The sequence below is a fragment of the Microbacterium aoyamense genome (assembly GCF_023155855.1).
Lineage (GTDB): Bacteria > Actinomycetota > Actinomycetes > Actinomycetales > Microbacteriaceae > Microbacterium > Microbacterium aoyamense.
In genome coordinates, this window is the sequence record NZ_JAKNUT010000001.1 from 584,696 (window position 1) to 608,510 (window position 23,815).

The 23,815-nt window shown below is 68.7% G+C and carries 21 protein-coding genes; 10 read left to right on the plus strand and 11 right to left on the minus strand.

The features are described from left to right. Positions 1–2: 2 nt before the first annotated feature. Positions 3–1,121 carry a glycosyltransferase gene (locus tag MA876_RS03245; RefSeq protein ID WP_248146044.1) on the minus strand — a complete coding sequence of 373 codons (1,119 nt, stop codon included), beginning with the start codon at positions 1,119–1,121 and terminating at the stop codon, positions 3–5. Continuing rightward, positions 1,118–2,137, minus strand: a complete 1,020-nt coding sequence (locus MA876_RS03250; protein WP_248146046.1) for a glycosyltransferase family 4 protein — start codon at positions 2,135–2,137, stop codon at positions 1,118–1,120. The genes MA876_RS03245 and MA876_RS03250 overlap by 4 nt, the downstream gene beginning before the upstream one ends. A 90-nt stretch (positions 2,138–2,227) precedes the next feature. On the opposite strand from MA876_RS03250, the gene MA876_RS03255 reads away from it, so the two are divergent. Beyond that, positions 2,228–3,355, plus strand: coding sequence for a glycosyltransferase family 4 protein (locus MA876_RS03255; RefSeq protein WP_248147158.1), 1,128 nt, complete (start codon positions 2,228–2,230; stop codon positions 3,353–3,355). Here MA876_RS03255 and MA876_RS03260 read toward each other — a convergent pair whose 3' ends face one another. The 4 genes from MA876_RS03260 to MA876_RS03275 are packed head-to-tail and all read right to left on the minus strand — an operon-like array spanning position 3,356 to position 8,423. Continuing rightward, positions 3,356–5,308, minus strand: a complete 1,953-nt coding sequence (locus tag MA876_RS03260) for a glycosyltransferase (RefSeq protein WP_248146048.1) — start codon at positions 5,306–5,308, stop codon at positions 3,356–3,358. Positions 5,309–5,335: 27 nt separating this feature from the next. Further along, the gene (lhgD, locus tag MA876_RS03265) at positions 5,336–6,538 is read right to left on the minus strand and encodes an L-2-hydroxyglutarate dehydrogenase (RefSeq protein WP_248146050.1); all 1,203 of its coding nucleotides are present in this window, start codon (positions 6,536–6,538) and stop codon (positions 5,336–5,338) included. Beyond that, positions 6,535–7,446 carry a glycosyltransferase family 2 protein gene (locus tag MA876_RS03270; protein ID WP_248146052.1) on the minus strand — a complete coding sequence of 304 codons (912 nt, stop codon included), beginning with the start codon at positions 7,444–7,446 and terminating at the stop codon, positions 6,535–6,537. The genes lhgD and MA876_RS03270 overlap by 4 nt, the downstream gene beginning before the upstream one ends. 26 nt (positions 7,447–7,472) lie before the next feature. Continuing rightward, complete coding sequence (locus tag MA876_RS03275; RefSeq protein WP_248146054.1) at positions 7,473–8,423, minus strand: glycosyltransferase; 951 nt, start codon at positions 8,421–8,423, stop codon at positions 7,473–7,475. A gap of 100 nt (positions 8,424–8,523) precedes the next feature. Here MA876_RS03275 and MA876_RS03280 point away from each other — a divergent pair, with 100 nt between their 5' ends. Then, a complete protein-coding gene (locus MA876_RS03280) occupies positions 8,524–9,471 on the plus strand; it encodes a glycosyltransferase family 2 protein (protein ID WP_248146055.1) in 948 nt (315 codons plus the stop codon). Between the two features lie 4 nt (positions 9,472–9,475). Here MA876_RS03280 and MA876_RS03285 read toward each other — a convergent pair whose 3' ends face one another. Continuing rightward, a complete protein-coding gene (locus MA876_RS03285) occupies positions 9,476–10,408 on the minus strand; it encodes a glycoside hydrolase family 16 protein (RefSeq protein ID WP_248146056.1) in 933 nt (310 codons plus the stop codon). 76 nt (positions 10,409–10,484) lie between these two features. On the opposite strand from MA876_RS03285, the gene MA876_RS03290 reads away from it, so the two are divergent. Continuing rightward, complete coding sequence (locus tag MA876_RS03290; RefSeq protein WP_248146057.1) at positions 10,485–11,396, plus strand: glycosyltransferase family 2 protein; 912 nt, start codon at positions 10,485–10,487, stop codon at positions 11,394–11,396. Here the strand turns inward: MA876_RS03290 and MA876_RS03295 are convergent. Continuing rightward, positions 11,363–12,247: a glycosyltransferase family 2 protein gene (locus tag MA876_RS03295; protein ID WP_248146058.1), complete on the minus strand. Its 885-nt coding sequence runs from the start codon at positions 12,245–12,247 to the stop codon at positions 11,363–11,365. The genes MA876_RS03290 and MA876_RS03295 overlap by 34 nt on opposite strands. A gap of 203 nt (positions 12,248–12,450) precedes the next feature. On the opposite strand from MA876_RS03295, the gene MA876_RS03300 reads away from it, so the two are divergent. Next, complete coding sequence (locus tag MA876_RS03300) at positions 12,451–14,001, plus strand: phosphotransferase (RefSeq protein WP_248146059.1); 1,551 nt, start codon at positions 12,451–12,453, stop codon at positions 13,999–14,001. Positions 14,002–14,028: 27 nt separating this feature from the next. On the opposite strand, the gene MA876_RS03305 is transcribed toward MA876_RS03300, so the two are convergent. Beyond that, positions 14,029–14,865, minus strand: coding sequence for a polysaccharide deacetylase family protein (locus MA876_RS03305; RefSeq protein WP_248146060.1), 837 nt, complete (start codon positions 14,863–14,865; stop codon positions 14,029–14,031). Between the two features lie 110 nt (positions 14,866–14,975). On the opposite strand from MA876_RS03305, the gene MA876_RS03310 reads away from it, so the two are divergent. The 6 genes from MA876_RS03310 to MA876_RS03335 all read left to right on the plus strand — a co-directional run bounded on the left by MA876_RS03310 (position 14,976) and on the right by MA876_RS03335 (position 21,490). Then, on the plus strand, positions 14,976–15,896 hold the full coding sequence (locus MA876_RS03310; RefSeq protein ID WP_248146061.1) for a GT-D fold domain-containing glycosyltransferase: 921 nt from the start codon (positions 14,976–14,978) through the stop codon (positions 15,894–15,896). Positions 15,897–15,971: 75 nt separating this feature from the next. Beyond that, positions 15,972–17,021 carry a Gfo/Idh/MocA family protein gene (locus tag MA876_RS03315; protein ID WP_248146062.1) on the plus strand — a complete coding sequence of 350 codons (1,050 nt, stop codon included), beginning with the start codon at positions 15,972–15,974 and terminating at the stop codon, positions 17,019–17,021. Further along, complete coding sequence (locus MA876_RS03320) at positions 17,018–18,019, plus strand: NAD-dependent epimerase/dehydratase family protein (RefSeq protein ID WP_248146063.1); 1,002 nt, start codon at positions 17,018–17,020, stop codon at positions 18,017–18,019. Before MA876_RS03315 ends, MA876_RS03320 begins: the two co-directional genes overlap by 4 nt. A gap of 14 nt (positions 18,020–18,033) precedes the next feature. After that, the gene (locus tag MA876_RS03325; protein ID WP_248147159.1) at positions 18,034–19,143 is read left to right on the plus strand and encodes a DegT/DnrJ/EryC1/StrS family aminotransferase; all 1,110 of its coding nucleotides are present in this window, start codon (positions 18,034–18,036) and stop codon (positions 19,141–19,143) included. Continuing rightward, positions 19,140–20,393, plus strand: coding sequence for a glycosyltransferase family 4 protein (locus tag MA876_RS03330; protein ID WP_248146064.1), 1,254 nt, complete (start codon positions 19,140–19,142; stop codon positions 20,391–20,393). Before MA876_RS03325 ends, MA876_RS03330 begins: the two co-directional genes overlap by 4 nt. Then, positions 20,390–21,490, plus strand: a complete 1,101-nt coding sequence (locus MA876_RS03335; RefSeq protein ID WP_248146065.1) for a DegT/DnrJ/EryC1/StrS family aminotransferase — start codon at positions 20,390–20,392, stop codon at positions 21,488–21,490. Before MA876_RS03330 ends, MA876_RS03335 begins: the two co-directional genes overlap by 4 nt. A 37-nt stretch (positions 21,491–21,527) precedes the next feature. Here MA876_RS03335 and acpS read toward each other — a convergent pair whose 3' ends face one another. Next, entirely contained in the window at positions 21,528–21,938 is a 411-nt protein-coding gene (acpS, locus tag MA876_RS03340; protein WP_248146066.1) for a holo-ACP synthase, read from the minus strand. Beyond that, positions 21,935–23,491: an alpha/beta hydrolase family protein gene (locus MA876_RS03345; RefSeq protein WP_248146067.1), complete on the minus strand. Its 1,557-nt coding sequence runs from the start codon at positions 23,489–23,491 to the stop codon at positions 21,935–21,937. The genes acpS and MA876_RS03345 overlap by 4 nt, the downstream gene beginning before the upstream one ends. Positions 23,492–23,815 lie beyond the last annotated feature (324 nt).

Here is a 23,815-nt window from a genome sequence, read left to right on the forward strand (position 1 = left end):
CGTCACTCGCCGAGGAGTGGGTCGAGCACCCCCGCGTAATCCTCGACGCGGTCGCTCCAATCGGGGACGTCAGCGCCGAGGACCGTGGGCGGATCGTCCCGCAGCGCGGCCGCGACCGCTTCCGGGAATCCGTCGGCGTCGGCGATCGTGATGGTCGGCCCCGCGAGTGAGCGGAAGCCTGCGACGGGTGTGCTGATGACCGGACGCCCCACAGCGAGGTACTCGTACAGCTTGATGGGGTCCAGGCTGTCGGTGAAGTCGTTGACGTGATGCGGGACGAGGAGGGCGGTCGCGTGCTGCAGGTAGGCCGGCACGTCGGTCCAAGCGCGGCGGCCGAGCGACACCACGCCGTCATGACGGGCGAGACGCGTCCAGTTCTCGACCGACACTGCCGACGGGCCGACGAGCACGACGCGACCGCCCACCTGCAACGCCGCGTCGGCGGTCCGCAGGACGAGATCGATGTCGAGCCGGTCCTCGTGCTGCGTCCCGAGGTACAGCGCACTGCGGGGCGGGAGATCGGCGGGACGCTCCTGCGGGCGCCGGTACCGGTCGACGTCCACGCCATTGGGGATGAGCACGACCTCGCGCTGCGAAGCGCGCGTGGCCTGAAGGCCCTCCGAGCACACGACGACAGCGACACAGTCGTTCATGAGGATGTCCTCGTTGTCCGTGATGCGCTCGATCTCGCGCTCGGAGCGATCGGCGGCGAGCCAGTCGTCCGTCATGTCGTACAGGCTCGGCCACCCGGTGGATCGCACCAGTCCGGCCCAGCTCGGGTCATTCACCCACAGCACGGGCGCCTTCATCCGCTGCCTGCGGATGACGCGGCGGACTTCGGCACGAAGCAAGGCATCCGCCGCGGGGCCGGCGGCCCGCGGAAGCAGCTTCGTCGGCTGGAAGAGCAGGAGCCGTCCGTCGTAGTCGTCCGCGATCCGCAGTCCACGACCTCGGGAGACGTCGCGGCGCGACAGGTAGGAGTGCAGCAGATCGTTGGCCGGCTCGACGAACAGCACCCGGAGCTCGGGGTCGCGGCGCAGCAGACCGTCTATGAGGTACTGGTTGCGCCGCCAGACGTCGTCCCACGATTCGAGAGAGAGGACGACCAGGTCACGACTCACGCGAGCACCCGTTCGTAGACCGCCCGTGTGCCGGCGACCTGACTCTCGATCGTGAAGGCCTTTCGCTGGAGGTCCCGCAGTGCCGCACCGGACGCGCGGCGGAAGTCCTCGTCGTACACCAGCCTGTCGATTGCTCGAGCGGCGGCGCCCGTGTCGCCGGGCGGGTAGAGGAGCTCGGGGGTCGCGACTCCCACGGTCTCGAGGTGGCCGCCGCCGGCGGATGCGACGACGGGCGTCGCCTGCGCCATCGCTTCGAGCACGGAGATGCCCAGTCCCTCGCGGGGTGTCGGCGCGACGACGAGTGCGGCGCGACTGAGCAGGTCGTCGACGTCGGAGCGGTAGCCCAGGAACTCGACCGCGTGAGCGACTCCACGATCGACGGCGAGACGTTCGAGTTCGGCACGCTCGGATCCGTCGCCGGCGATCCGCAGCATCCACCCCTCACTTGCGGCGGTCGACGAGGCGAACGCGTTGATCACGTCGGCCGTGTGCTTCTCGGCCTCGAAGCGCTGGGCGGCGAAGACGTAGCGCTCGCGAGGGTGCTCGGCGTCGACGGTCGCGACACCGGAGTACACCACTTCGGTCGGCGGTTCGACGTGATCGGCGACGAACTGCGAGATCGCGATCTGGGCCGACAGCGAACGGCCGACCGGTCCGAACACCGCGCGCGCGACGGCGCTCGACCCGCGCGCGCCGGCGAAGTGGCGGGTGCTGACCTGTCGCGCGCCGCGACCGCGGCCGCGGCGATGGATCCAGCCGACGAGATCGGCCTGCGACATGTGGGTGTGGAGGATGTCGGCAGCCCGCGCACCGCGCAGCGACGCGAGCGCGCCGCGCATGTCGTCGCCCGGGAGCCACTCGACGTCGGAGCCCGCGAGCGCCGCTGTCATCTTCGCGCGCGAGCCCCCGATGACGGTCACGTCGACGCCGTCCTGCGCGAGGCCCCGCGAGACGTTGACGATGTAGTTCTCGACGCCGGCGAAGCCGTCGGAGCACACGAGATTCACGACCCGCATTCCCACCATTCCCCTCGCCCGACCCAGATGAAGTCTAGAAGCACCCGCGGTGCTCTCGTGCCTGGATAGAGTGACGATGTGCGCGTGGCGATGTCATCCTTCCGGTTCAACAATGAGGGCGGGATCGAGCGCGCGTCGTACGAGGTGGCCAGAAGACTCGCGACATCCGTCGACATGACTCTCGTCGCCACCGATGTTTCGCCGAGGCCCGAGGACCCGCTGACCTGGCTGTCCGTCGAGGCGCAGACGACCCCCGGCTTCCTCATCCCGGTGACGTACTCCGCGGCGGCGTCCCGGGCGCTGGACGGGATGCACTTCGACATCGTCCACAACCAGGGCGGGTGCGCGACCCGCGCTCAGGACGTCATCACCGCCCACTCCTGCCACCGAGCCTGGTGGGAGATGAAGTTCCGCAACGGCGAGGCCCTGCGAGCGCTCGCGAATCCCCTGCACCATGCTGTGCTCTCGATCGAGAAGCGCAATTACGCGCCGGGTGCGTTCGAGCAGATCATCGCCGTCTCGAACGGCGTCGGCCTCGAGGTGATCGAGCATTACGGGGTGCCCGCCGATCGTGTGACCGTCATCCCCAACGCCGTGGACAGCGCCCGATTCCAGCCGACGGATGCCGCGGCCCGACGCCACCTCATCCGCGTCCGGCACGACATCCCCGACGAGGACATCGTGCTCCTGTGGGTCGGCAAGGAGTTCCGACGCAAGGGGCTCGCGCCGCTCATCGAGGCTCTGCCGCATCTGCCGAGCCATGCGCGGGTGCTGGTCGTCGGTGGAGACGACCAGACGCCGTATCGAACGCTCGCCGCGCGGCTCGGCGTGGGCGATCGCGTCACGTTCGCGGGGCACTCGACGGCCGTCGAGGACTACTTCCAGGCCGCGGACATCTTCGTGCTTCCGACCCTGTACGAAGCGTTCGCACTGGTGACGCTCGAAGCGGCGAGCGCGGGCCTGCCGATCGTGGCCACGAAGGTGAACGGCACGGAGGACTTCATCGTCGACGGTGAGAACGGCGCCTTCATCGAGCGCGACAGCGTCTCGATCGCTCGGGTTCTCGCCCCCCTGGTCGCTGACCCCGCGTTGTGCCGCCGAATCGGCGACCAGGCGCGGAAGGATGCGTCGGCCTACACCTGGGATGCCGTCGCGCAGCGCACACTCGAGGTGTACGAGGAGGTCGCGGCACGCAAGCGGTCCCGCAGCCGACGCTGATCAGCTGCGCCGAACGTCCGCGAGGTGGCGTCGCGGGCCGCGCAGGAAGATCCGGAGCCTGCGCGCGGCATCCTTCCTCCGCTCGCCCCGCAGCAGCGGCGTTCGCACTGCCGCGCCGAGGATCATCGCGATCCGGAAGGACTGCCAGCCCAGCACACCGAAATGCTTGCGCTGGTACTCCTCGGTGCTGGCGAAGAAGAGCGCCTGCCGCAACGTGCTGTCACCTCCGGTGCCCGCCCCGATGTGGGTCGCCTGGACGGGCGCGACGGCGATCCTCCATCCGGCGTCCGCGGCGCGCTTCTGCCAGTCGACCTCCTCTGCGTAGAGGAAGAACCGCTCGTCGAAGAGTCCGACGTCGGAGATCGCCTCGGAGCGCAGGAGGAGCACCGAGCCGATCGCGAAGCCCTTGGCGCGATCGAGCCGTCCGAGCCCTGCGGCGTCGAGCCACGCCCGCCAGGGACGCGGAAAAGGCCACCACACACGCACGTCCGCGCCGCTGTCAGGCTCGGTCTGCGTCGCTCCCATCGCGGCGATCCGACCCGATGCGTGCATCGCGCGGTGCATCGCACCCACACCGTCGGCCGAGATCCGGGCATCGGGGTTCAGCAGCAGCACGTCGTCACCGGCGAGCCCGCGCTCGGCGAGAGAGCTCAGCGCGACGTTGACCCCGGCACCGAAGCCGAGGTTGCTGCCGGGGTCGATGTAGTGCGCCCCACGTCGCGCTGCCATCGCCGCCGTATCGGCGGCGGACGAGTTGTCGACGATCGTCACGTCGAAGCCCTCGCCCAGCGCCGCGAGAGCACCGTCGAGCAGTTCCGGGTCGCCGTACGCGATCGCCACGATCTGCGGCGGCCGTGCGAGCCCCGCGTCGGCGGCAGGTGACACCTCTCGATACAGATCGAGCTTCTGCTCGGCCACGCGCGCCCACGTGAAGTCTTCGGCGTGGGCGAGGCCCTCGCGGCGCAGCTCGCCCCACCGGGCGAGTGCGGCATCGATGCCGTCGCGGAGCGCATCGGGATCGCCGGGGTCGACGAGGATGCCCGAATCTCCGACGACGTCGGGGATCGCCCCTGATCTGCTCGCCACGACCGGAACCCCCGAAGCCATCGCCTCGACGGCGACCCGGCAGAACTGCTCGAGCCAGCCCGGCCATGAGATCGACGGCACCGCGACGATGTCGAGGCGGCGGTAGCGCTCTGCGAGCTCGTCGCCCTGCGCGAAGCCGAGGAACGCGACCCGATCGGCGATCCCCAGTTCCGTGGCGAGCGAGATGAGCTCGTCGCGCTGAGGCCCGTCCCCCGTGATCTCGATCCTCCACAGCGGGCGAGATGCCGCAGCCCGCAGGAGCGTCGAGACGCCTTTGTACGGCTCCAGGCGGCCCAGATAGCCGATGATCGGACTGTTGCCCGGCGCTGCGCGCTTCGAGGGTGAGAACTGCGAGGTGTCCACGCCCAGCGGGATGAGTCGTGCGGGGCCGCGCAGACCCTTTCGCCGGAGGATCTCGCCGGCCTCGCGATTGCACACATACGCCCCCGCGGCGCCGCGCAGTGCGGATCGCTCGAACCAGCGGAAGGGGATCGGATACCGCTTCTCGATGTTCTGCGCGGAGTAGAGCACGTACGGTGCGCGGTCGCGGCGAAGTCGCTTCACCAGCAAGAGCTCGGCCGTGGCGAGTGCGAACGGCTCTTCGTGAAGGTCGACCACGTCGGGTCGCCCCTTCAGAGCGCGCCAGAACGGTCGCGGGTCGTACGCGAACACTCCGGGGTGCCTGCCGAGCGTCGACGCGCCGACGACGAACCCGTCGCCGTCCGCGCTGAGGGTCACGTCGCGGCCGCCCTCGTTCCATCGCCGGGACGAGATGAGCGTGAGGTCGACGCCGAGACGTCGCAGCTGCCGCTCGCGCTCGCGCCACGCTGAGACGACGGCATGGTGGGCGACCCGCAGCACTCTCACTCGTGAAGCCTAGCGACGGTGCGCGCGCTATCGCGCCGCGGGGCCCAGGTAATGCTCGGCGATGTACTCCGCGATCGCGATGGACGAGGTCGCCGCAGGCGAGGGCGCGTTGCGCAGAACGGTGACCGGTCCCACCTGGTCGACGGCGAAATCGTCGAGGAGCTCGCCGCCGCGTCCCCACGCCTGCGCGCGCACTCCGGCCGCTCCCTTGTGTGAGAGGTCGGACATCTTCAGCTCCGGAACGAAGCGGCGGGCTTTGCGGTAGTACAGCGGTTTGAGGAGGGATCCGGAGATCTCGTCGACGCCCATCCGCCAATGCTGCTTCGCGAGCGGCCCGGCACCGGGCCAGCGGAGAGACTCCCACGTGTCCTTGGCGGAGATCTGCATCCAGCCGTAGCCCTCCCGCGCGAGGGCGGGCACCGCATTGGGGCCGACATGCACGCTGTCGTAGACCCCGCGTGTGAAATGCACACCCAGGAACGGGAAGCGGGGGTCCGGAACGGGGTAGATCATCCCGTTCACGAGGCGAGAGCTCTCGGGCGTCATCTCCCAGTACTCACCTCGGAAGGGCAGGATCTTCGGAGATGGATCGGCGCCCACGGTCTTCGCGAGCACATCGGACTGCAGCCCGGCGCACGCGATGACGCGGTCGAAGGCCTCGTCGGAGATCCGGGTGACGACCCGGACGCCCCCGCGCTCGACGGCGACCCGCGTCACCTCGTGCCCGAGCAGGATGCGTCCGCCCGCAGCCCGCACGTCCTGGGCCATCGCCTCGGTGATCGAGGTGTAGTCCACCGCCGCCGTATGGGGCGAGTGCACCGCGGCGATCCCTGCGACATGGGGCTCGATCTCCCGCAGCCGTGAGACGTCGTCGATGCGGACGAGGTCGGGCACTCCGTTCGCGATCGAGCGCCGTTCGATCTCGGCGAGGGCTCCGAGCTCCGTCTCGTCGACGGCGACGACGAGCTTGCCGACCTCACGGTAGGGCAGCCCCTTCTCCTCGCAGAGCTCGCGGATCTTCACCCGCCCGGCAGCGCACAGCGTGGCTTTGAGAGAACCGGGCGCGTAGTAGAGACCCGCGTGGACGACGCCCGAGTTCCGGCCGGTCTGGTGCTGCGCGAGGCGCGCCTCCTTCTCGAAGACCGTCACATCGTCTCCGCGGCCGCTCAAGAGCCGCGCGAGCGCGACGCCGACGATACCGCCGCCGATGACCGCCGTCCGCACGGTCATCGATCCCCCGTGATGCGTCGACGAAGCCCGTCGAAGAGCCCGGACGGCGCCGTGCGGAGCGCCCACCACATCGCACCGAAGGCCGCCGCGGGTTTCCTCTCGCCCAGCGACGCCTTGGCCGCGCGACCTGCCGACCACCAGGCGAAGCGATCGTTCTTGCGCAGGCTCTCCTGCAGAGCCGCCGACAGCTCGGCATCGCCGCGGGCACTGGCGCTGAGCTCGTGCACGGTCAGGATCTGGCGGATGAATGCCGTCAGCTCGCGATAGCGGCGCGTGACGTTCTGCGTGGATGCCCGATAGTCCACCAGCGTCTCGGGAACGAAGAGGAAGTCCCCGTATTCGGCCAGGCGCAGGATGAGGTCGAAGTCCTGAGCGAGCCGGAGCCGCGAGTGGAACCCGCCGACGGTGAAGAACGCGTCGCGCCGCATCACGACGTTCGGAAGGATGATGCCGGTACGACGACGGGCGACGTCCAGCCGAGATGCCACCTGCACCTGGTCGGCGGGCACGAGCACCTTCTCGCCCGCGGAGTCGATGGTCTGCATCCCGCAGTACGTCACGACGACGTCGGGAGCGTCGGCCATCGCGGCGAGGTGCCGCTCGATCCGCTCGGGCCGCCACCGATCGTCGTCGTCGAGGAACACGAGGTACTCGCCGGTCGTCGCCGCGACGCCGATGTTCCGCGCAACGGCGACGCCGGAGGCAGGAATGTGCAGCACCCTCGCACCGGCGACGACGCGCGCCGCGGATTCCACCGCATCGGGCTCAGGAGAGCCGTCGTCCACGACGACGACCTCGATGCGCGGCCACGTCTGCGCCGCGACCGACTCGAGTGCTTCTCGGAGGTACGGTCCGACACGATTCGTGGCGACGACCACGCTCACCAGCGGCTGAGCATGGTTTTCCATGCTTGCGATCGTAGCGGCGGCGTGGCCTACCCGTTGACGACCGGTGGTGCGGGCGGAGGCGGAGGCGGGAGGGGCGACGGCGGGTCCACGGTGGCCCGCGACCGATCGATCCGCCCGAAGCGGTGCCCGAGGCGGTAGGCGATCAGCCGACCGACACGCGCGAGATCGGAGGGCCGGCGAAGCGACACGAGCTTTCGCATCGCGCGTCCGACGAGCGACGTGGGCGCATCCCTCGGTACGACGGTATTGCCCGAGGGCGGCGGCTCCGGCGCGGGATACTGCGCGGCATAGGCGGCGATCACACGCGCGAAGGTGTGGCGCAGCTGCCGCTCGCCGCGGCCCGTGTTGTAGGACTGGCGCAGCAACGCGCGCAGGCCGTCGCGACTGCGGACGTTCACGACGGCCTCGGGATGCCCCGTCAACACGTGGCCGGCGAGCTGAAGCCGCCAGCAGAACTCGACGTCCTCGGCGATACGCACAGACTCGTCGAATCCGCCGAACCGACGGAACAGCTCGGTGCGGACCCCCATGTGCCCACCGCCGGTGAACGGCAACTGCGGGAAGTACGGCATCGCGTTGATCGCCCACGTGAAGTATTCGGGGTTCTCGTCGGTCGAGTGGACGTAGCGACGGCGTCCGCCTGCTCCGATGAAGTCGTCGACGGCCAGCGCGGCATCCATGAGCTCGAGCCAATCGTCGGCGACGACGTCGTCGGCGTCGCAGAAGGCGATGGATGCCCCGCGCGCCGCGGTGACGCCGATGTTGCGCGCCGCAGAGGCCCCGCGCCGGAACGAGGCGTCGACCAATCGCAACGGCAGGCGATCCGCCCATTCGTCGACGACCGCGGCGAGGTCGTCAGTCGATCCGTTGTCGCAGACGAGCACCTCCCAGGGGAACGTGACCTGCTGACGTGCGAGGGCGCGGAACTGATCCTCGATCGTCGACGCCGCGTTGTACGCGGGTATGACGACGCTCACTCTGACCTCGCCCGCGACCACCGCGCCCCCTCTGCGAATCGCCCGGCGCCCAGTCTAGGGGCGGGGAGCGGATACGCTTGCCCCGAGCGGAGGGAGTGCGGTGGCAGCCGAGGAAGCTCGCGGCACACCCGCGGTCAGCGTCGTGATCCCTGCGCGCAATGCCGGCTCCACGCTCGCGGATCAGCTCGCGGCGCTCTCGCGTCAGACGTTCACCGACCCGTGGGAGACGCTCGTCTGCGACAACGGGTCGACCGATGACACGGCCGCCATCGTCGCGGAGTGGCAGAAGCTGCTCCCGGGTCTGCGGCGCGTCGACGCCTCGGCCGGCGTCGGCGCGGGAGGCACGCGAAACGTCGGCGTCGAGCACGCAGCCGCGCCGCTCATCGCGTTCTGCGACGCCGACGACGTCGTCGCTGACGAGTGGCTCGCCGAGATCGCACGCGGGCTGGCGTCGCATGATGCGATCGCGTGCCTGTCCGAACTGTCGCTGCTGAACCCCCATCGGCCCGACGGCGAGTCCTCCGGTCCGGTCTACCGCTACGACGCGCTCCCTCAATTCGCATTCGCGTCGTCGCGCGCTTTCGCCGCAACGAAGGCCGCGCTGCAGGCGGTCGGCGGATTCGACCCCGCCGTCCGGATCGGGGAGGACACCGACCTGAGCTGGCGCTTGCAGCTGGCGGGGATCCCGCTCCTGCCATGGCCGAGCGCCGTCGTGCACGTGCGGGAACGTGACGAGTTCTGGGCGACGCTGCGGCAATGGTACGAGTACGGTCGCGCTGAGAAGCTCCTCGCCCGCCGCTTCGCGAGAGTGCCTCGCGAAGCCGCACTACCTTCCGACGACTCGCCGGCTCCCGCGCTGGACCAGCCCGCAGCACCTCACGGCAGTGCGCTCTCGCGACGGCTACGGCGCCTGACGCGCATGCGCGGCTGGCGCGACATCCGTCCCCTCCTCCAGCGGCGCTCACGCTGGCTCGGCCTGCGTTTCGGACGACCGGATGCGTCGATCCCGGTCTACGACGGGCCGGGTGCCACGCCCCCGGCGAACTGAGCGGTCACCGTTCGGTGTGACCTTCGGTGATGGTCGTGTCGTACACCCGCACGTAGTCCACGAGCATCTCGGCGGGGAACACGCTCGGGTCGGTCGGGTCGCCACCCCATCCCCCGACGGCGAGATTCAGGATGATCTGGAACGGACGGTCGAATCTCCAGTTGTCGCCCTCGGCGAGATCCGTCGGCACGACCGTCATGACGCTCTCCCCATCGATGAAGTACTCGATGCCCTCCGGAGACCACTCGACGGCGTAGTCGTGCCATCCGTCCGCCCATCCGCCGTCGCGGTGCCGTGTACTCGAGATGAGCCACCGCGTGCCGTCGGCGTTGTCGGCGATCGCGGACGTATGCACGTCATCGGGATTGACCGAGGGGTACTCCATGATGTCGATCTCGCCGACCGCGGGCCAGCGTTCACCGGGGGTCTCCGACGTGCCGATCAACCAGAATGCCGGCCAGAGGCCCCACCCCCACGGCATGCTGATCCGCGCCTCGACGCGCCCGTACTCGACGGCTACCGTCGACAGAAGACGCCCGGATGTGTACTCGACGGTCTCGCCCGCGACATCGACGTAGGACTCCTGGCGCGCGGTGATGCGCAGTGACCCATCGCCCGTGAGCTGCGCGTTGTCGGCCCGCGGCACGTATGCCTGCAGCTCCTCGTTCGTCTTGCCGGCTTCCCACTCCATCAGATGCCAGTTGTCGGGATCGGGCAACGACCCCGCGGCTCCGTCGAAGTCATCCGACCAGGCCAACCCCTCGATGAGCTCGCCGAACGGGGTCGGAGTGGGAGTCGGGGTGGGAGTCGGAGTCGGCGAAGGAGTCGTCGTCGCGGTTCCGTTCGCACGCGGGCCGTTCGCGGGCGCGCACGCGACCACGGAGACCAGTGCCAGCGTCCCCAGCGTGGCGGTGAGCGCGATTCTGAGTCGACGCATGCCTGGAGTGTAGGCGACCCACGTGTCGCCCGGGTTTCGCGCGGGGCCAGGCACAGGAAGCTCTAGGCTGATCGATATGTCGGATGACGTAGCCGAGCGCGTCGTGGTGAGCGTCGTCATCCCCACGTACAACGCGGCCGACCTCATCCCCGCGCAGCTCGAGGCCCTGTCGGTGCAGACGACATCGGCGCCCTTCGAGGTCATCGTCGCCGACAACGGATCGACGGACGGCCTCGTGGCGGTCGTCGACGAATGGCGGGGCCGCGTCGACTACCCGCTCCGGCGCGTCGACGCGTCAGATCAGCAGGGCGTCAGCCACGCGCGCAACGTCGGCGCGACGGCATCCCGCGGCGAGCTTATCCTCCTCTGCGACGCGGACGACGCTGTGCACCCCCGATGGATCGAGGGGCACGTCCGTGCACTCGAGTCCGCGGACATGACGGCGGGCGGGCGCGACGTCGAGGGGCTCAACAGCGGCCCCGAGCGGGGTTGGCGCGACTTCCCCGACCCCGAGAACCCCGAGCTGCAGTGGGCGCACGGGTTCCTGCCATACGCCGCCGGAGCGAATGTCGGAATGCGGCGAGCCGTCTTCGAGGCCATCGACGGCTGGGACGAGGAGTTCGCCAAGGGCGGCAACGACGACGTCGACTTCAGCTGGCGTGCGCAGTTGCACGGTTTCACGCTCGCGCCCGCGCAGGGTGCGGTGGTCGGCTATCGCCTGCGGGACACGCTGCGGGGCGCCGCCCGCCAGTCGTACAACTACGGACGCTCAGCCGAGGGGCTGTACGAGCGCTACCCCGCGCACGGATTGCGACCGCCACGGATCCTCGGCGAGGTGAAGCGCCTTCTGATGGCGGCCGTGCAGGCTCCCGTGGCTGTCTGGGATCCGGTACGCCGGGGCAGGTTCGTCTTCCAGACGGCGAACGCCTGGGGTGGCGTCGTCGCGATCACCCGCTATCGCGTGCGGCGGCGGCGTCCGAGCCGGTAGCGCACGATCGCGACGAGGGTGCCGCAGCTGAACGCCGCGTGGAGCACCCACCACCCCCGCGGGAGCTCGCCCCGCACGAGGTGATGGACGTGCAGCAGGCTCCCCCACAGCTCTGTGAGCGGCTGGCTGAGCGGCGGAGGCCGGTAGCCGTCGGCGGCGAAGCGTTCCCACAAGTGCTGACACGACGCGGCGTAGCGATACTGCTGTCGGGCCGTCGCCCGCAGACCGCGGCGCAGGCGATAGCTCACGACGGCGCCCGGCGCCGCAGCGAGGGTGAATCCGCGCAGCTGTGCACGCCAGCTGAACTCGAGGTCCTCGCCGCCCTGACCGTCCATGTCCTCGTCCCACCCGCCGAGGGACTCGATGACCGTCCGGTGCGCACCGAAGTTCGCGCCCGTCGCATAGGGGAGGAAGCCGCTGTCGACGGGCAGGGTCCAGTCCTCCGTCAACGGCGTCTGGCCGCGCCACCACCGTTCCGGTCCGGGATTGAGAGGAGCGATGTCGAGATATCCACCGCTGAGATCGGCTGACGCGAGCACCGCGAGATGCCCATCGACCCAGCCCTCGTGCACGGCGTCGTCCGCATCGCACACGAGGACGATCTCCGCGTCGGATGCCGCGACCCCGGTGTTGCGCGCGTGCGCGACGCCCTGACGGCCCGACGCGTCGACCCGGCGAAGAGCGTACGGCGTGCGCGTCCGCCAGTGCTCGACGACGGCGGCGAGGTCGTCGGTCGACCCGTTGTCGGCGACGAGAACCTCGAACGGCTCCGTCGTCGACTGAGCCGCGAGGGCCTCCAACTGCTGAGGGAGAAGGGATGCCGCGTTGTACGTCGGGATGACGACGCTCACGCGCACAGCATCTGAGCGATCCCCCGTCACGGATGCCATGGTAGCGGGCGCGCCGCAGATGGGTTCGATGGTGAACATGAGGTGAACGCAAGTGGAAGGAAAGGTGTAATCTGGCGCGACCGGCACGGCTCGTTCGGACCTCCCTGCGACGGGTGCCCGGACGCTCCGCTTCCGCAGTTCAGGACGAGCTTCACTGGGGGGACATGCTCGGCGATTCCGCCATCTCGGCGAGAGACACCGCGAACGACTCCGACGCGGTCGACTTCCGCATGTCCGCCGTCGCGCTGCTGGTGCCGTGCCCCGAGAGAGGCTCGCGTGCGCTGCTCGCCGAGATCGACAGCGAGGCGCTCAGGGACGCCCTGACGTATCTCGGCGCCCGGGTCGCAGCAGTGAGATTCGACGCCGCCGCCATCAGCTCGGAGAGGGCGTACCTGCCCCCGGGTGATAGTGGCTTCGATACCGTCATCGTCGATACAGGCGCGTGGTCGCGCGCGGCCGTGTCAGAAGCCGATCAGAGCCGGATGCTGGTGGAACTCACTGGCCGCATGAGACCGGGCGCCGTCCTCCTGATGATCACGCTGAATCCGATCGCGCAGGTGTGGGCGGAGGCGAGAGCACGCGGTTCACGTCGACGCGCCGCCATCGACGTCGCCTCGTGGCTGCTCCGCAGGCGTCACCCGCTCAGCCTGCTCGCACGTCCGTGGGGGAATGCGGCGCTCACCCGGGCCGGACTCTTCCCCGGCGCGGTCTTCCTGCCCTCCTCGTCGATGAGCGACCTTCGCTCGATTCGCAGCCGACGAGCTCCCACTCAGACCAGCCTCCGCCAGTCGTGGCGCCCGGCGGACCGGCTCACCCGCTTTCTCCTGAGACACTTCGGCCACTACCTCGCGAGCGAGCACATCGTCCTGTGGTCGACGGCTTCGAGAGGTCGACCTGCGCCTGTGCCGCTGTGCCACGAGATCGGCGGTGACCGCTGCACACTCATCCCGATGCCCGCGGGCCTGCGAGTCGGTATCGACTCCGAGAACGGCTTCGTCAAGTTCCCGCTCGATCAGGGGGAGGCCGATTGGACTCCGGTCGAGGTCGAAGACACCAACCGCGCTGCGGCGGACGTCTGGCACGGCTACGCGACGCCGTGGGCGACCCTCGAGGCCTTCGAGGAGGTGCCTTACGCACGCTTTCCGCACATCGATCACGCGGTCCGCTCGCGTGCGGAGGCGGAAGAGGCGCTGGCGGAGGTGTACCGCCATGTCACCGCGCGGGCAGACGAGGAAAGCCTCCTCGGCGAGACGGACGTGGTGCGTCGAGCCACGTCCGCGTCGGCAGCGCCGAAGAGTGCCGAGCGGCGACGCGCCCTGCGGGCGGTTCGCGATGTGGGCCAGCAGCGCGTCGCAGTGATGCTCTCGCACGGCGACCTCCACGAGGCCAACATCCTCATCTCGGATCGGGAGACCCGCATCATCGACTGGGAGTCGGCGCAGAGCAATCCCGTCTTCCTGGACCCGCTGTTCTCGGCGAACTACTTCCGGCACCAGGGCGTCGGGTGGTTCGACCCGCTCATCGCCTGGGTTCGCGGTGAGGACATCGGCCCGTTGGGCCGTATCGCCGAAGAACACCTCGACGGTCTGCCGAAGACGACGGCCGCGCTTCTCGCGATCCTGCACGGATTCAACAACTATGAGAGCGAGGGAGCGGTTCCGGACGAGATCGTGCGCGACGCGGAACAAGCCATCCGCGTGATCCTGGGCCGCTGACCACAGCCCGGCGTGCAGCCCACACGACTACCGAGCGACCGGCGCCACCCATTCCTCCCACGCGTCGTAACGCCCCCGCAGAAGGGCGTCGAACACCCGTGGAGAGTCGTACCGGGTCACGAACGAACGCGGGACCGTGTCGGCAGGGCGCATCTCCTCGGACTGCGCGTAAACGACGCCGTACCCGAGCTCGCGTGCCGCGTCGTCGGCAGCCGGATTCCAATTGGTCGACTTGCCGAGCGGTATGGCGAAGGTCGACGTGCGGATGCCGGTGCGCCGCTCGATCAGCACCTGCGCGCCGCCGATCTCGTCGAGCGACTGTTGCTTGTCGAGCCGCGCGAAGTCCGGATGCGTGGAGGAGTGGTTGCCGATCTCTCCGCCGAGCTCCGCGACACGGGAGACCTCGTCCCAGTTCAGCACGCTGTCCTTGTGGCCGTGCTCTGACCATTCCGAGACGACGAACAGCGAGAAGGGGATGTCCAACGCGGCGAGAATGGGCGCGGCCTCGGTGAGCACACTCCGGGCTCCATCGTCGAACGTGACGCTGAGGTCGAGCGGGCCACCGCCGGTGCGGACGATCTCCGATGCGGGAACGAATCGGTAGCCGGCGTCCAGCGCCGACTCCAGCTGCTGACGGAACCGATTCGGGGTGAGATCGTTGACGCCCCACACGCGGGGCTGGGCGAGCGAGTGATAGCAGAGGATCCGGCCACCCGAGCGGCGCATGTCGGTGCCCGCACTGGCCAGGGCGTGCCGCTCCACGACCATCCGGCCCGCTGCGATCCGCCCACCGACGGCTCCCGCTGCACGGCGCTGAACCGCCGTCAGCCGCCTCTTGATGTCGAGGCCGAAGCGGATCTGCATGCCGCGATTCTTCCACACCCCAGCGAGCCGCCAATGGGCGCACCCCGGAAGTCCAAGAGGGGAGTATTCTCACCTGGTCGCATGCACGCGAACAGACTCAGGAGCGACACGTGTTCTTCTACCTGCTGCAGGCTCTGTCGCACCTCATCCCCGGCGCCCAACGCCGCAAGCGGTTCACCGAGTGGGCACGGTCGCGCTTCAGCATCCGGGCCATCGTCGACGCGGCCCTCGCCGATCAGCGCAAGGCCCAGGAGGAGGACCGCGCCCTGCTCGCACGGACTCTCCATCGCATGCAGCAGATCGAGCCACCATCGATCATGGGTCTCGACGAGACACTCGACGCCCTTGCCGAAGGCCAGTCCATCGCCAGGCTCGGAGTAGGCGAGCTGATGACGATGGAGGGCCGGTTCGACGAGTTCCAGGTGCCCAGCTCCGATCTGAGCCGGCGACTCCGTGAGGTCCTCACGTCCGACGAGCCGGGAATGCTCGTCGGAATCCCCAGCCTCGCGTATGAGTTGAACCCGCTCCTCACGAAGACGCAGCGGCGCATCTACTTCAGCAACGGCCCGTGGATCCGCACGCTGCTCGGACACAGCCTCCGACCCGGCAAGGTGTACGCGCCGATCGAGATCACGCTGACGCACACCCTCTTCGAGGGGTGGTACGACCGCCGGGACTACTTCGAGAAGATTCGCCGCGTCTGGGCTGGAACGGACATCGTCCTCGTGCACGGCGACGGCATCTTCGATGGGCTCACGCATGACATCTTCGACAATGCGACGTCCGTCGAGCACCTCATCGCCCCGCGGGAGGATGCCTTCGGCGAGTACGACGACATTCTGCGGCGCGTTCTCGAGACGTCCAAGGACAAGCTGATCATCGTCATTCTCGGCCCCACCGCGACGGTGCTCGCCTATGACCTGCACCGTGCCGGCTACCGGGCGCTCGACCTCGGTCACATCGCGAAGGCCTACGACTGGTGGCTCGAGGGCCGGTTCGGCGATGAGGACGACTTCTTCAGCCCCGACTAGCGGCGGTGACGTACCGGCGGCATCCCCTACGATGGAGCAATCCACAGGTTCGCTGGGAGCCGATAAGGGGGCGTCGTGGAGCCACTGAGTGTTGTCGTCGTGGGCGCGGGGTATTGGGGACCGAATCTCGTCCGCAACTTCAATCTCAGCAGGGACTGGCACGTCGCCGCGGTCTGCGATCTCGACCTCGAGCGCGCCGAGCAGCTGGCGTGGACGACCCGCGACGCTGTCGCCGTGACATCCGTCGAAGAAGCCCTTGCCCTCGATGGCGTGGATGCGATCGCCATCGCCACACCGGCTCGCACGCACGAGAAGATCGCCCTCGCGGCCATCGCCGCCGGCAAGCACGTGCTGACCGAGAAGCCTCTCGCACACAACGTCGAGAGCGGCCAGAACATGGTCGCGGCCGCGGCTGCGGCGGACGTGGTCCTGATGGCCGACCACACGTTCTGCTACACGCCGGCCGTCCTCAAGATCGCCGAGTACATCCAGGCGGGCGAGCTCGGCGACATCACCTTCGTCGATTCCGTGCGCATCAACCACGGCATCGTGCAGCCCGACGTCGACGTGTTCTGGGACCTCGCGCCGCACGATCTCTCCATCCTCGACTTCATCCTGCCCGGCGGCCTGCGGCCCGAGAGCGTCTCGGCCCACGGCAGCGATCCACTGCGCCTCGGCAAGGCGTGCGTCGGCTATCTCGTGATGAATCTGCCCGACGATGTCATCGCTCACGTCCACGCCAACTGGCTGAGCCCGACGAAGATCCGTCAGCTCGTCGTCGGAGGCACCCGGCGGACTCTCGTCTGGGATGACCTCAACCCGACCCAGCGCGTCAGCATCTACGACCGTGGCATCGACTTCATCACCGTGAACGAAGACGAGGCGCGGGCAGCCGCCCAGGTCTCGTATCGCTACGGCGACACGCTGATCCCGGCTCTTCCCGAGAAAGAGGCGCTGTCGCTGATGGTCGCCGAGTTCGCAGCATCCATCCGCGAGCACCGTCCGCCGCGCACCGACGGCCTCGCCGCTCTGCGCGTGCTCAACGTGCTCGATGCGACGACGCGCAGCCTCGAAGCAGGCAACGCCCGCGTCGCCGTCCACGACCAGAAGGAGAACGTCGCATGACCGAACTCGTGGGCGCACGCGTCCTCGTCACAGGCGGAGCAGGCACCATCGGATCGACCCTGGTCGACCAGCTGCTCGATGCCGGCGTCGCGCACGTCGACGTGCTCGACAATCTGGTGCGCGGCCGGCGCGCGAACCTCGATGGCGCACTGGCATCCGGAAAGGTGACCCTCATCGAGGGCGACGTCCGCGATCGTGACACCGTGCACGATGTCGTCAAGGGCAAGGACGTCGTCTTCCACCAGGCGGCGATCCGAATCACGCAATGCGCCGAGGAGCCTCGCCTCGCGCTCGAGACGATGGTGGATGCGACGTTCAACGTGCTCGAAGCATCCGCCGAGCACAAGGTCGGCAAGCTCGTGGCCGCATCTTCCGCCTCCGTCTACGGCATGGCTGAGGAGTTCCCCACTACCGAGCGCCACCACCCCTACAACAACGACACCTTCTACGGCGCCGCCAAGACGTTCAACGAGGGCATGGCCAAGAGCTTCCGCGCGATGTACGGGCTCGACTACGTCCTGCTGCGGTACTTCAACGTCTACGGCCCTCGCATGGACGTGCACGGCTTCTACACCGAGGTCCTCGTGCGATGGATGGAGCGCATCGCCGACGGCAAGCCCCCGCTCATCTTCGGCGACGGCCTGCAGACGATGGACTTCGTCGTGAGCACCGACATCGCCCGAGCGAACGTCCTGGTGGCGCAGAGCGATGTGGTCGAGGGCGTGTACAACATCGCGAGCGGCACCGAGACGAGCCTGCTCGAGCTGGCAGAGATGCTGCTGAAGGTGATGGATGCCGACCTCCCGGTCGAGTTCGGGCCCGAGCGGGGCGTCAACAACGTCGTGCGGCGTCTCGCCGACACGTCGGCTGCGCAGCGCGACTTCGGGTTCACGGCGGAGATCCCTCTAGAAGACGGCCTTCGCGACCTCGTCGAATGGTGGCGGCCGCTCCGCGAAGAGATCGCCGCCGGTCGCTCGGACCAGGGGACCCGCGCGTGACACGCATCAACGTCATGAAGCCGTGGCTCGGCACGGAGGAGATCGCGGCCGTCACGGCGGTCATCGAGTCCGGATGGGTCGCGCAGGGTCCGAAGGTGGCCGAGTTCGAGGCCGCGTTCGCTCAGAAGCAGCAGGCCGCGCACGCGGTCGCCGTCTCGAACTGCACGACCGCCCTGCACCTCGCGCTCGTCGTCGCCGGAGTGAGCGCGGGCGATGACGTGGTCGTTCCGTCCTTCTCGTTCATCGCCACGACGAACGCTCCCACCTACGTCGGCGCGAACCCGATCTTCGCCGACGTGGATCCCGTGACGGGGAACCTGACGGCCGAGACCGTCGAGGCATCCCTCACTCCGAACACGAAGGCCGTGATCGCCGTCGACCAGGGCGGCGTCCCTGTCGATCTCGACGGGATCCGCGCGGTGTGCGACCCACGCGGCATCGTCGTGATCGAGGATGCCGCGTGCGGAGCAGGCTCGACCTACAAGGGTCGCCCGGTGGGCGCGGGTGCTGAGATCGCCGCCTGGTCGTTCCACCCGCGCAAGATCCTGACGACGGGCGAGGGCGGCATGATCACCACGTCGCGCGAGGACTGGGCCGCGCGGGCGCGCACGCTCCGCGAGCACGCGATGAGCGTCTCGGCCGCTGCCCGCCACGCGAGCGTCGTGTCGCCGAAAGAGGAGTACGCCGAGATCGGCTTCAACTACCGCATGACCGATCTGCAGGCCGCCGTCGGCATCGTGCAGCTCGCGAAGCTCGACGAGGTCGTCGCACGACGGCGCGAGATCGCCGACACCTACGCACGAGCGATCTCCGAGATCGACGGCCTGCGTGCTGTGGCGGACCCCGACCACGGCACCGCCAACTTCCAGTCCTTCTGGGTCGAGGTCGGCGATGACTTCCCGCTTGATCGCGAGGGGTTGCTGCTCGCGATGGGCGAGGCGGGTGTGTCGGCTCGACGCGGCATCATGTCCGCACATCGCGAACCGGCTTACGCGCCGAACGACGCGCACCTGCCCGTGACCGAGTGGCTCACCGACAACACGCTGATCCTGCCGGTGTTCCATCAGATGACGGGGGAGGAGCAGGATCGCGTCATCGCCGTCCTGCGTGGGGCCGCGAGGTGACGACGGACCGCTCTGCTCGGCGCGTCATCGTTCAGCTGAACGAGCTCGGGCTGGGCGGAACGCAGCTGAATGCGGTGGATCTCGCGGGAGAGCTGCGATCCCTCGGGTGGGAGTCGATCGTCGTGTGCTTCGCGCCCGATCCACCCCCGACACCATCGGTCCTCGACCACGCCCGAGAGCTCGGCATCGACGTGCGCCTGCCCAAGGTGCGCCCGAGTTCGCTCAAGGGCGCGCGCTACCTCGCGCGGCTGGCGCGCAAGCACAGGACGCCGATCGTCCACGTGTACAGCGGCGTCAACAGTCGCTCCGCCTACTTCGGCCCTTCCCTGTTCGGCCGCCGGCCTCTCGTGACGACGATGTACGAGATGTCGATGTCTCCGTACGAGTACGAGAACACCTCGGTGATCGTCGGCACGGGATACACAGCCGAGAATCTGCGTGATCGGCCCGGTCCCGTGCAGTTCATCAGCCCACCGGTCGACGTCCACGCGGATGCTTATGATGCGGTACTCGCAGAGCAGTTCGTTCAGCAGCACGAGCTCGACCCCGATCTGGTCCATGTCGTCATCGTCACGAGACTCTCCTATGTGCTCAAGGAGCTGTCGGTCCGCCTTTCGATCGAGGCGATGAGAGACCCTGCGCTCGCGGGTCTGCAACTCGTGATCGTGGGTGACGGCGAGGCTTTCGAACCCCTCAGCGCACTGGCGGACGAAGTGAACACCGAACTCGGGCGTCGCGCCGTCGTGTTCACGGGTGCTGTATCGGACCCACGGCCCGCGTACTCCGCGACCGACATCTCGATCGGCATGGGCGCGTCGGCCGCTCGTGCCCTGTCGTTCGGCCGCCCGTTGATCGTGTCGGGTGAATTCGGACTGTTCGAGATCTGGGACGAGACGACGGGTCGGCGACTCCAGATGGACGGCTTCTGGAGCCCCGACTCGCAGCCCGACGCGGTCGAGCGTCTGCGTGCACAGCTGCTGGCTCTGGGATCGGATTCCGAACGACGGAAGGAGCTCGGCGACTACGGCCGACGGTTCGCCGAGGAGAACTTCTCGCTCGAGTCCGGTGCGCGAACCCTTGTCGACGTCTACGAGCGGGCGCGACGCACTTACGGATTCCGCGCGTGGGCCGCGGATCTGCCCAAAGAGCGCCACTACATCCGCCACAGCTGGAACTCCGGGCTTCTTTACCGCCTGCGCCCCCACCCCCGGCAATGGATCGCCAACCTGAGAAAGCGTGACACCGTATGAGCCGCACCGTGCCCTTCGTCGACCTGAGCTGGCAGACCGCGCAGATCCGCTCTGAAGCGGACTCCGCGATCAGCCGGATCATCGACACATCGAGCTTCATCCTCGGCGGCGCCGCCGAGGACTTCGAATCCGCCTTCGCGCGCTACAGCGGTGTCGAGCACTGCCTCGGCGTCGCCAACGGCACGGATGCCCTCGAGCTGGTGCTGGAGGGCGCGAAGATCGGCCCCGGGGATGAAGTGATCCTGCCCGCGAACACGTTCGTCGCCACCGCGGAGGCGGTCGCTCGCGCCGGTGCGACGCCGATCCTCGTCGACTGCACCGAGGACTACCTCATCTCGGTCGACGGGGTGGCCGCGGCGATCACTCCCCGCACGCGAGCCGTCGCCGCCGTGCACCTGTACGGACAGACGGCTCCCGTCGACGCGCTCCGCGCCGTGGTGGGGAACGACGTCTTCATCCTCGAGGATGCTGCGCAATCACAAGGCGCCAAACGCCACGGGGCGCCGTCAGGCAGCCTGGGCGACGCGGCCGCGACGAGCTTCTACCCCGGCAAGAATCTCGGCGCCTTCGGCGATGCCGGAGCTGTGCTGACCGATGACGGCGAACTGGCCGACACGATCCGCAAGCTCCGCAATCACGGCGGCGTCGCGAAGTACGAGCACAGCCTGGTCGGCCGCAACTCGCGGCTGGACGGCATCCAGGCGGCAGTCCTGTCGCTCAAGCTCGCCCACCTGGATGAGTGGAATCAGCTTCGCAGGGATGCCGCGGCGACGTACGCCGAGCTCCTCGGCGCGGACGACCGCATCCAGCTCCCGCTCGTCGCCGAAGGCAACGAGCACATCTACCACCTCTACGTCGTCCGGGTTCCGGATCGCGACCGAGTGCTCGCGGGTCTCGGCGCCGCCGGCATCGGCAGCGGCATCCACTACCCGAAGCCCGTCCACCTGCTCTCGGCATTCGCCCACCTCGAGCAGGGCCCTGGTAGCCACCCTGTCGCCGAGGCATTCGGCGACGAGATCCTGAGCCTGCCGATGTATCCCGGGATCACGGCTGACGACCAGCAGTACGTCGCCGACACACTCCTCGCTCTGCTCTGACCGCGAGGCGGACTCACGAGCCGATTCCGCCAGGGATTCAGCCTTGCGTCGCGGCCACGACAGCGACCGCGACGGCGAAGGCGATCCCTCCTGAGTGACTGATCGACACGTCGATGGCTTCGAGCCCGGCGCTGTCGGCCAGCGCCGCGGCTCCAGCGAGGAGGCGCACATGAGGTGCGCCACTGTCGAGTGCCAGTACCTCGATGTCCGTCCACGGCACAGCCGCGGATGCGGACGCCCCGAGCAGCTTGAAGACGGCCTCTTTCGCCGCGAAGCGACCGGCCACGAAGTCGGCGCGCGCTGAATCCGACTCGCGTCGCTCGAAGAGAACGGTCTCCTCCGTCGTGAGGATGCGGTCGAGATACCTGTCGCCTCCGGTGGCGATACTCTCCGCGACCTCGCTCACCGACTGCAGATCGCAGCCGACACGGACGCCCGCGGGCGTCATCGTGTATTCGCCACGGCGCCGTGCTCCTCGTCGGGCTCCCGCGGGTTCGTCGCGCGCGTTCGAATTCCGAACGCGGCATCGATGTACTCGACGAACCTCGTCCAGACACCGACGGTGAACAAGGTGTGATGCAGCAGCGGATCGCGACCGTCGTGGACCGTGATCCTGCGCCCTCGACGCATCAGGCCGCGGACAGCGGCTTCTCCGTACGCCTCCTCGAAGAGGTGCCGCTCCCACTCTGTGAACACCAGCACGATCTCCGTATCGGCCGAGACGGGGCCTAGCACCTGCAGCACCGACTCGCCGACTCCACGTCGAGCGCGTCGCTCGTGCAGGCGAAACTTCAGCGGGGCAACCGCATTGCGTGCTCCTTGGCGTGCACCACGCACGGCCGTGCGCACCCACTCCGGCACAATCCCTCGAACCGCCCTGACGAATCGTCGCGCAACCGCTTTCGCATCCGAGCCGGCGGCGCTCGGCACGGAATCGGACGGACCTTCCGAGGTGCTCCCGGTGCTCGACTCCGGCGCCGTCACCTCCGGCGTCTTCTGCTCGGAGAGCAGCCGTGCCCAGTAGTCGGGATGAATGCCCCAGACACTCAGATTGAGGCCGATCACACGGCTGATCGGAACCCGCGCAGCTGCGCGGAGAGCGAGCCAGGTGCCGAAACACCACGCGATCAGAGTCACGGGTTCACCCCGCTCGCGCGTGAGCCACGCGGCGGCATCAGCGATGTCGACGACTTCCACGTCGGGGTGGCTCGTGCTCGGGTCGAAGTCGAGGTCGCCTGGCTGGCCGTCGCCGGTCAGCCGATCGTCGACGCGGAGTGTGGCGACTCCCTCCGCGGCGAGGTGTCGCGAGAGGGCAGCCCACTGGGAGTTCCCCGCGCGAGGCTCGCCTCCGCTCGCCACGAGGAGCGCGCTTTCGCCGCGCGATGGCACATCGGCGCCGATCGACAGGACTCCAGGCAATCCGGCGTCGCCGAATCGGATGAGCCTGTCGACGACACGTCGTCCGGACGAGGGGTCCGTCACAGTCGTTTCCCGCTCGGGCTCCCACGCGGGGAGATCCACCCACTCACCATCGGGATCGAGCTTCGCGATGACGCTGGTGATGGAATGCTTCTCAACGACCGCATCGTCGAGGGACACGTCGAAGAGCCTCCGAGCGACATCGGGATCGTCCTCTCGGTGGACGATCGCCGTCGGCGCGAGGCTCTTCGCGACCGGCGAAGCGAGTGCGCGAAGGGCTTCGGCCTCCGCCGGCGTGAAGTGGTGACGCGGCGTCTCCACGCCGTCGTCGATGATCGGGAGCCCCGGCGGGATCGAGATCTTCAGCAGCGCTTGCTGCAGCCGCAGGTAGGCGCGGCCACCGACGGGCTCCCACAGGATGCGAGTTCGCAGTCCCACGGGGTCGTACGCCGCAAGCATTGCCCCTCCGATACGGAGACCGATGGCATCGACGTCGACTCGCCCGGAGGCTGACTGGGCGGCCTGAACGGCTGCGGCGAGATCCGCCGCCCACGTGGCCGCGGGATCCGCATCGTCTGCCATTCCCTCGGACTCGCCGGTGCCCGTCCAACTGAACCGCACTGCCACCCACCCCTCAGCCGCCAGCGCGACAGCAAGGCTGCGAATGGCGCGATGTGTGATGAGGTGTTCATAGCCGATCGGCGGTGCAACGACGACCGCTCCGCGGCTTCTGCCGCTCGCCGGGCGGTGAACCCAGGCCGCGACTGCGCCACCACCGAGCAGCCACGTAGGATCGCCCAGCTCAGAAGCACTGAACGCGTGATCAGTCACGGGATCCCCTTCCCCCAGGCTCTCGGGATGTCAGCCTACCGAGTCTCCGCTCACCGAGGTCCGCCCGAGACTTGC

Excerpts from the sequence above, each read along its gene's own strand:
- MA876_RS03285 (WP_248146056.1), bottom strand. The coding sequence starts at position 10,408 with ATGCGTCGACTCAGAATCGCGCTCACCGCCACGCTGGGGACGCTGGCA.
- MA876_RS03300 (WP_248146059.1), top strand. The coding sequence starts at position 12,451 with ATGCTCGGCGATTCCGCCATCTCGGCGAGAGACACCGCGAACGACTCC.
- MA876_RS03250 (WP_248146046.1), bottom strand. The coding sequence starts at position 2,137 with ATGCGGGTCGTGAATCTCGTGTGCTCCGACGGCTTCGCCGGCGTCGAG.
- lhgD (WP_248146050.1), bottom strand. The coding sequence starts at position 6,538 with ATGACCGTGCGGACGGCGGTCATCGGCGGCGGTATCGTCGGCGTCGCG.
- MA876_RS03320 (WP_248146063.1), top strand. The coding sequence starts at position 17,018 with ATGACCGAACTCGTGGGCGCACGCGTCCTCGTCACAGGCGGAGCAGGC.
- MA876_RS03290 (WP_248146057.1), top strand. The coding sequence starts at position 10,485 with ATGTCGGATGACGTAGCCGAGCGCGTCGTGGTGAGCGTCGTCATCCCC.
- MA876_RS03270 (WP_248146052.1), bottom strand. The coding sequence starts at position 7,446 with ATGGAAAACCATGCTCAGCCGCTGGTGAGCGTGGTCGTCGCCACGAAT.
- MA876_RS03305 (WP_248146060.1), bottom strand. The coding sequence starts at position 14,865 with ATGCAGATCCGCTTCGGCCTCGACATCAAGAGGCGGCTGACGGCGGTT.
- MA876_RS03335 (WP_248146065.1), top strand. The coding sequence starts at position 20,390 with ATGAGCCGCACCGTGCCCTTCGTCGACCTGAGCTGGCAGACCGCGCAG.
- MA876_RS03325 (WP_248147159.1), top strand. The coding sequence starts at position 18,034 with ATGAAGCCGTGGCTCGGCACGGAGGAGATCGCGGCCGTCACGGCGGTC.
- acpS (WP_248146066.1), bottom strand. The coding sequence starts at position 21,938 with ATGACGCCCGCGGGCGTCCGTGTCGGCTGCGATCTGCAGTCGGTGAGC.
- MA876_RS03255 (WP_248147158.1), top strand. The coding sequence starts at position 2,228 with ATGTCATCCTTCCGGTTCAACAATGAGGGCGGGATCGAGCGCGCGTCG.
- MA876_RS03345 (WP_248146067.1), bottom strand. The coding sequence starts at position 23,491 with ATGGCAGACGATGCGGATCCCGCGGCCACGTGGGCGGCGGATCTCGCC.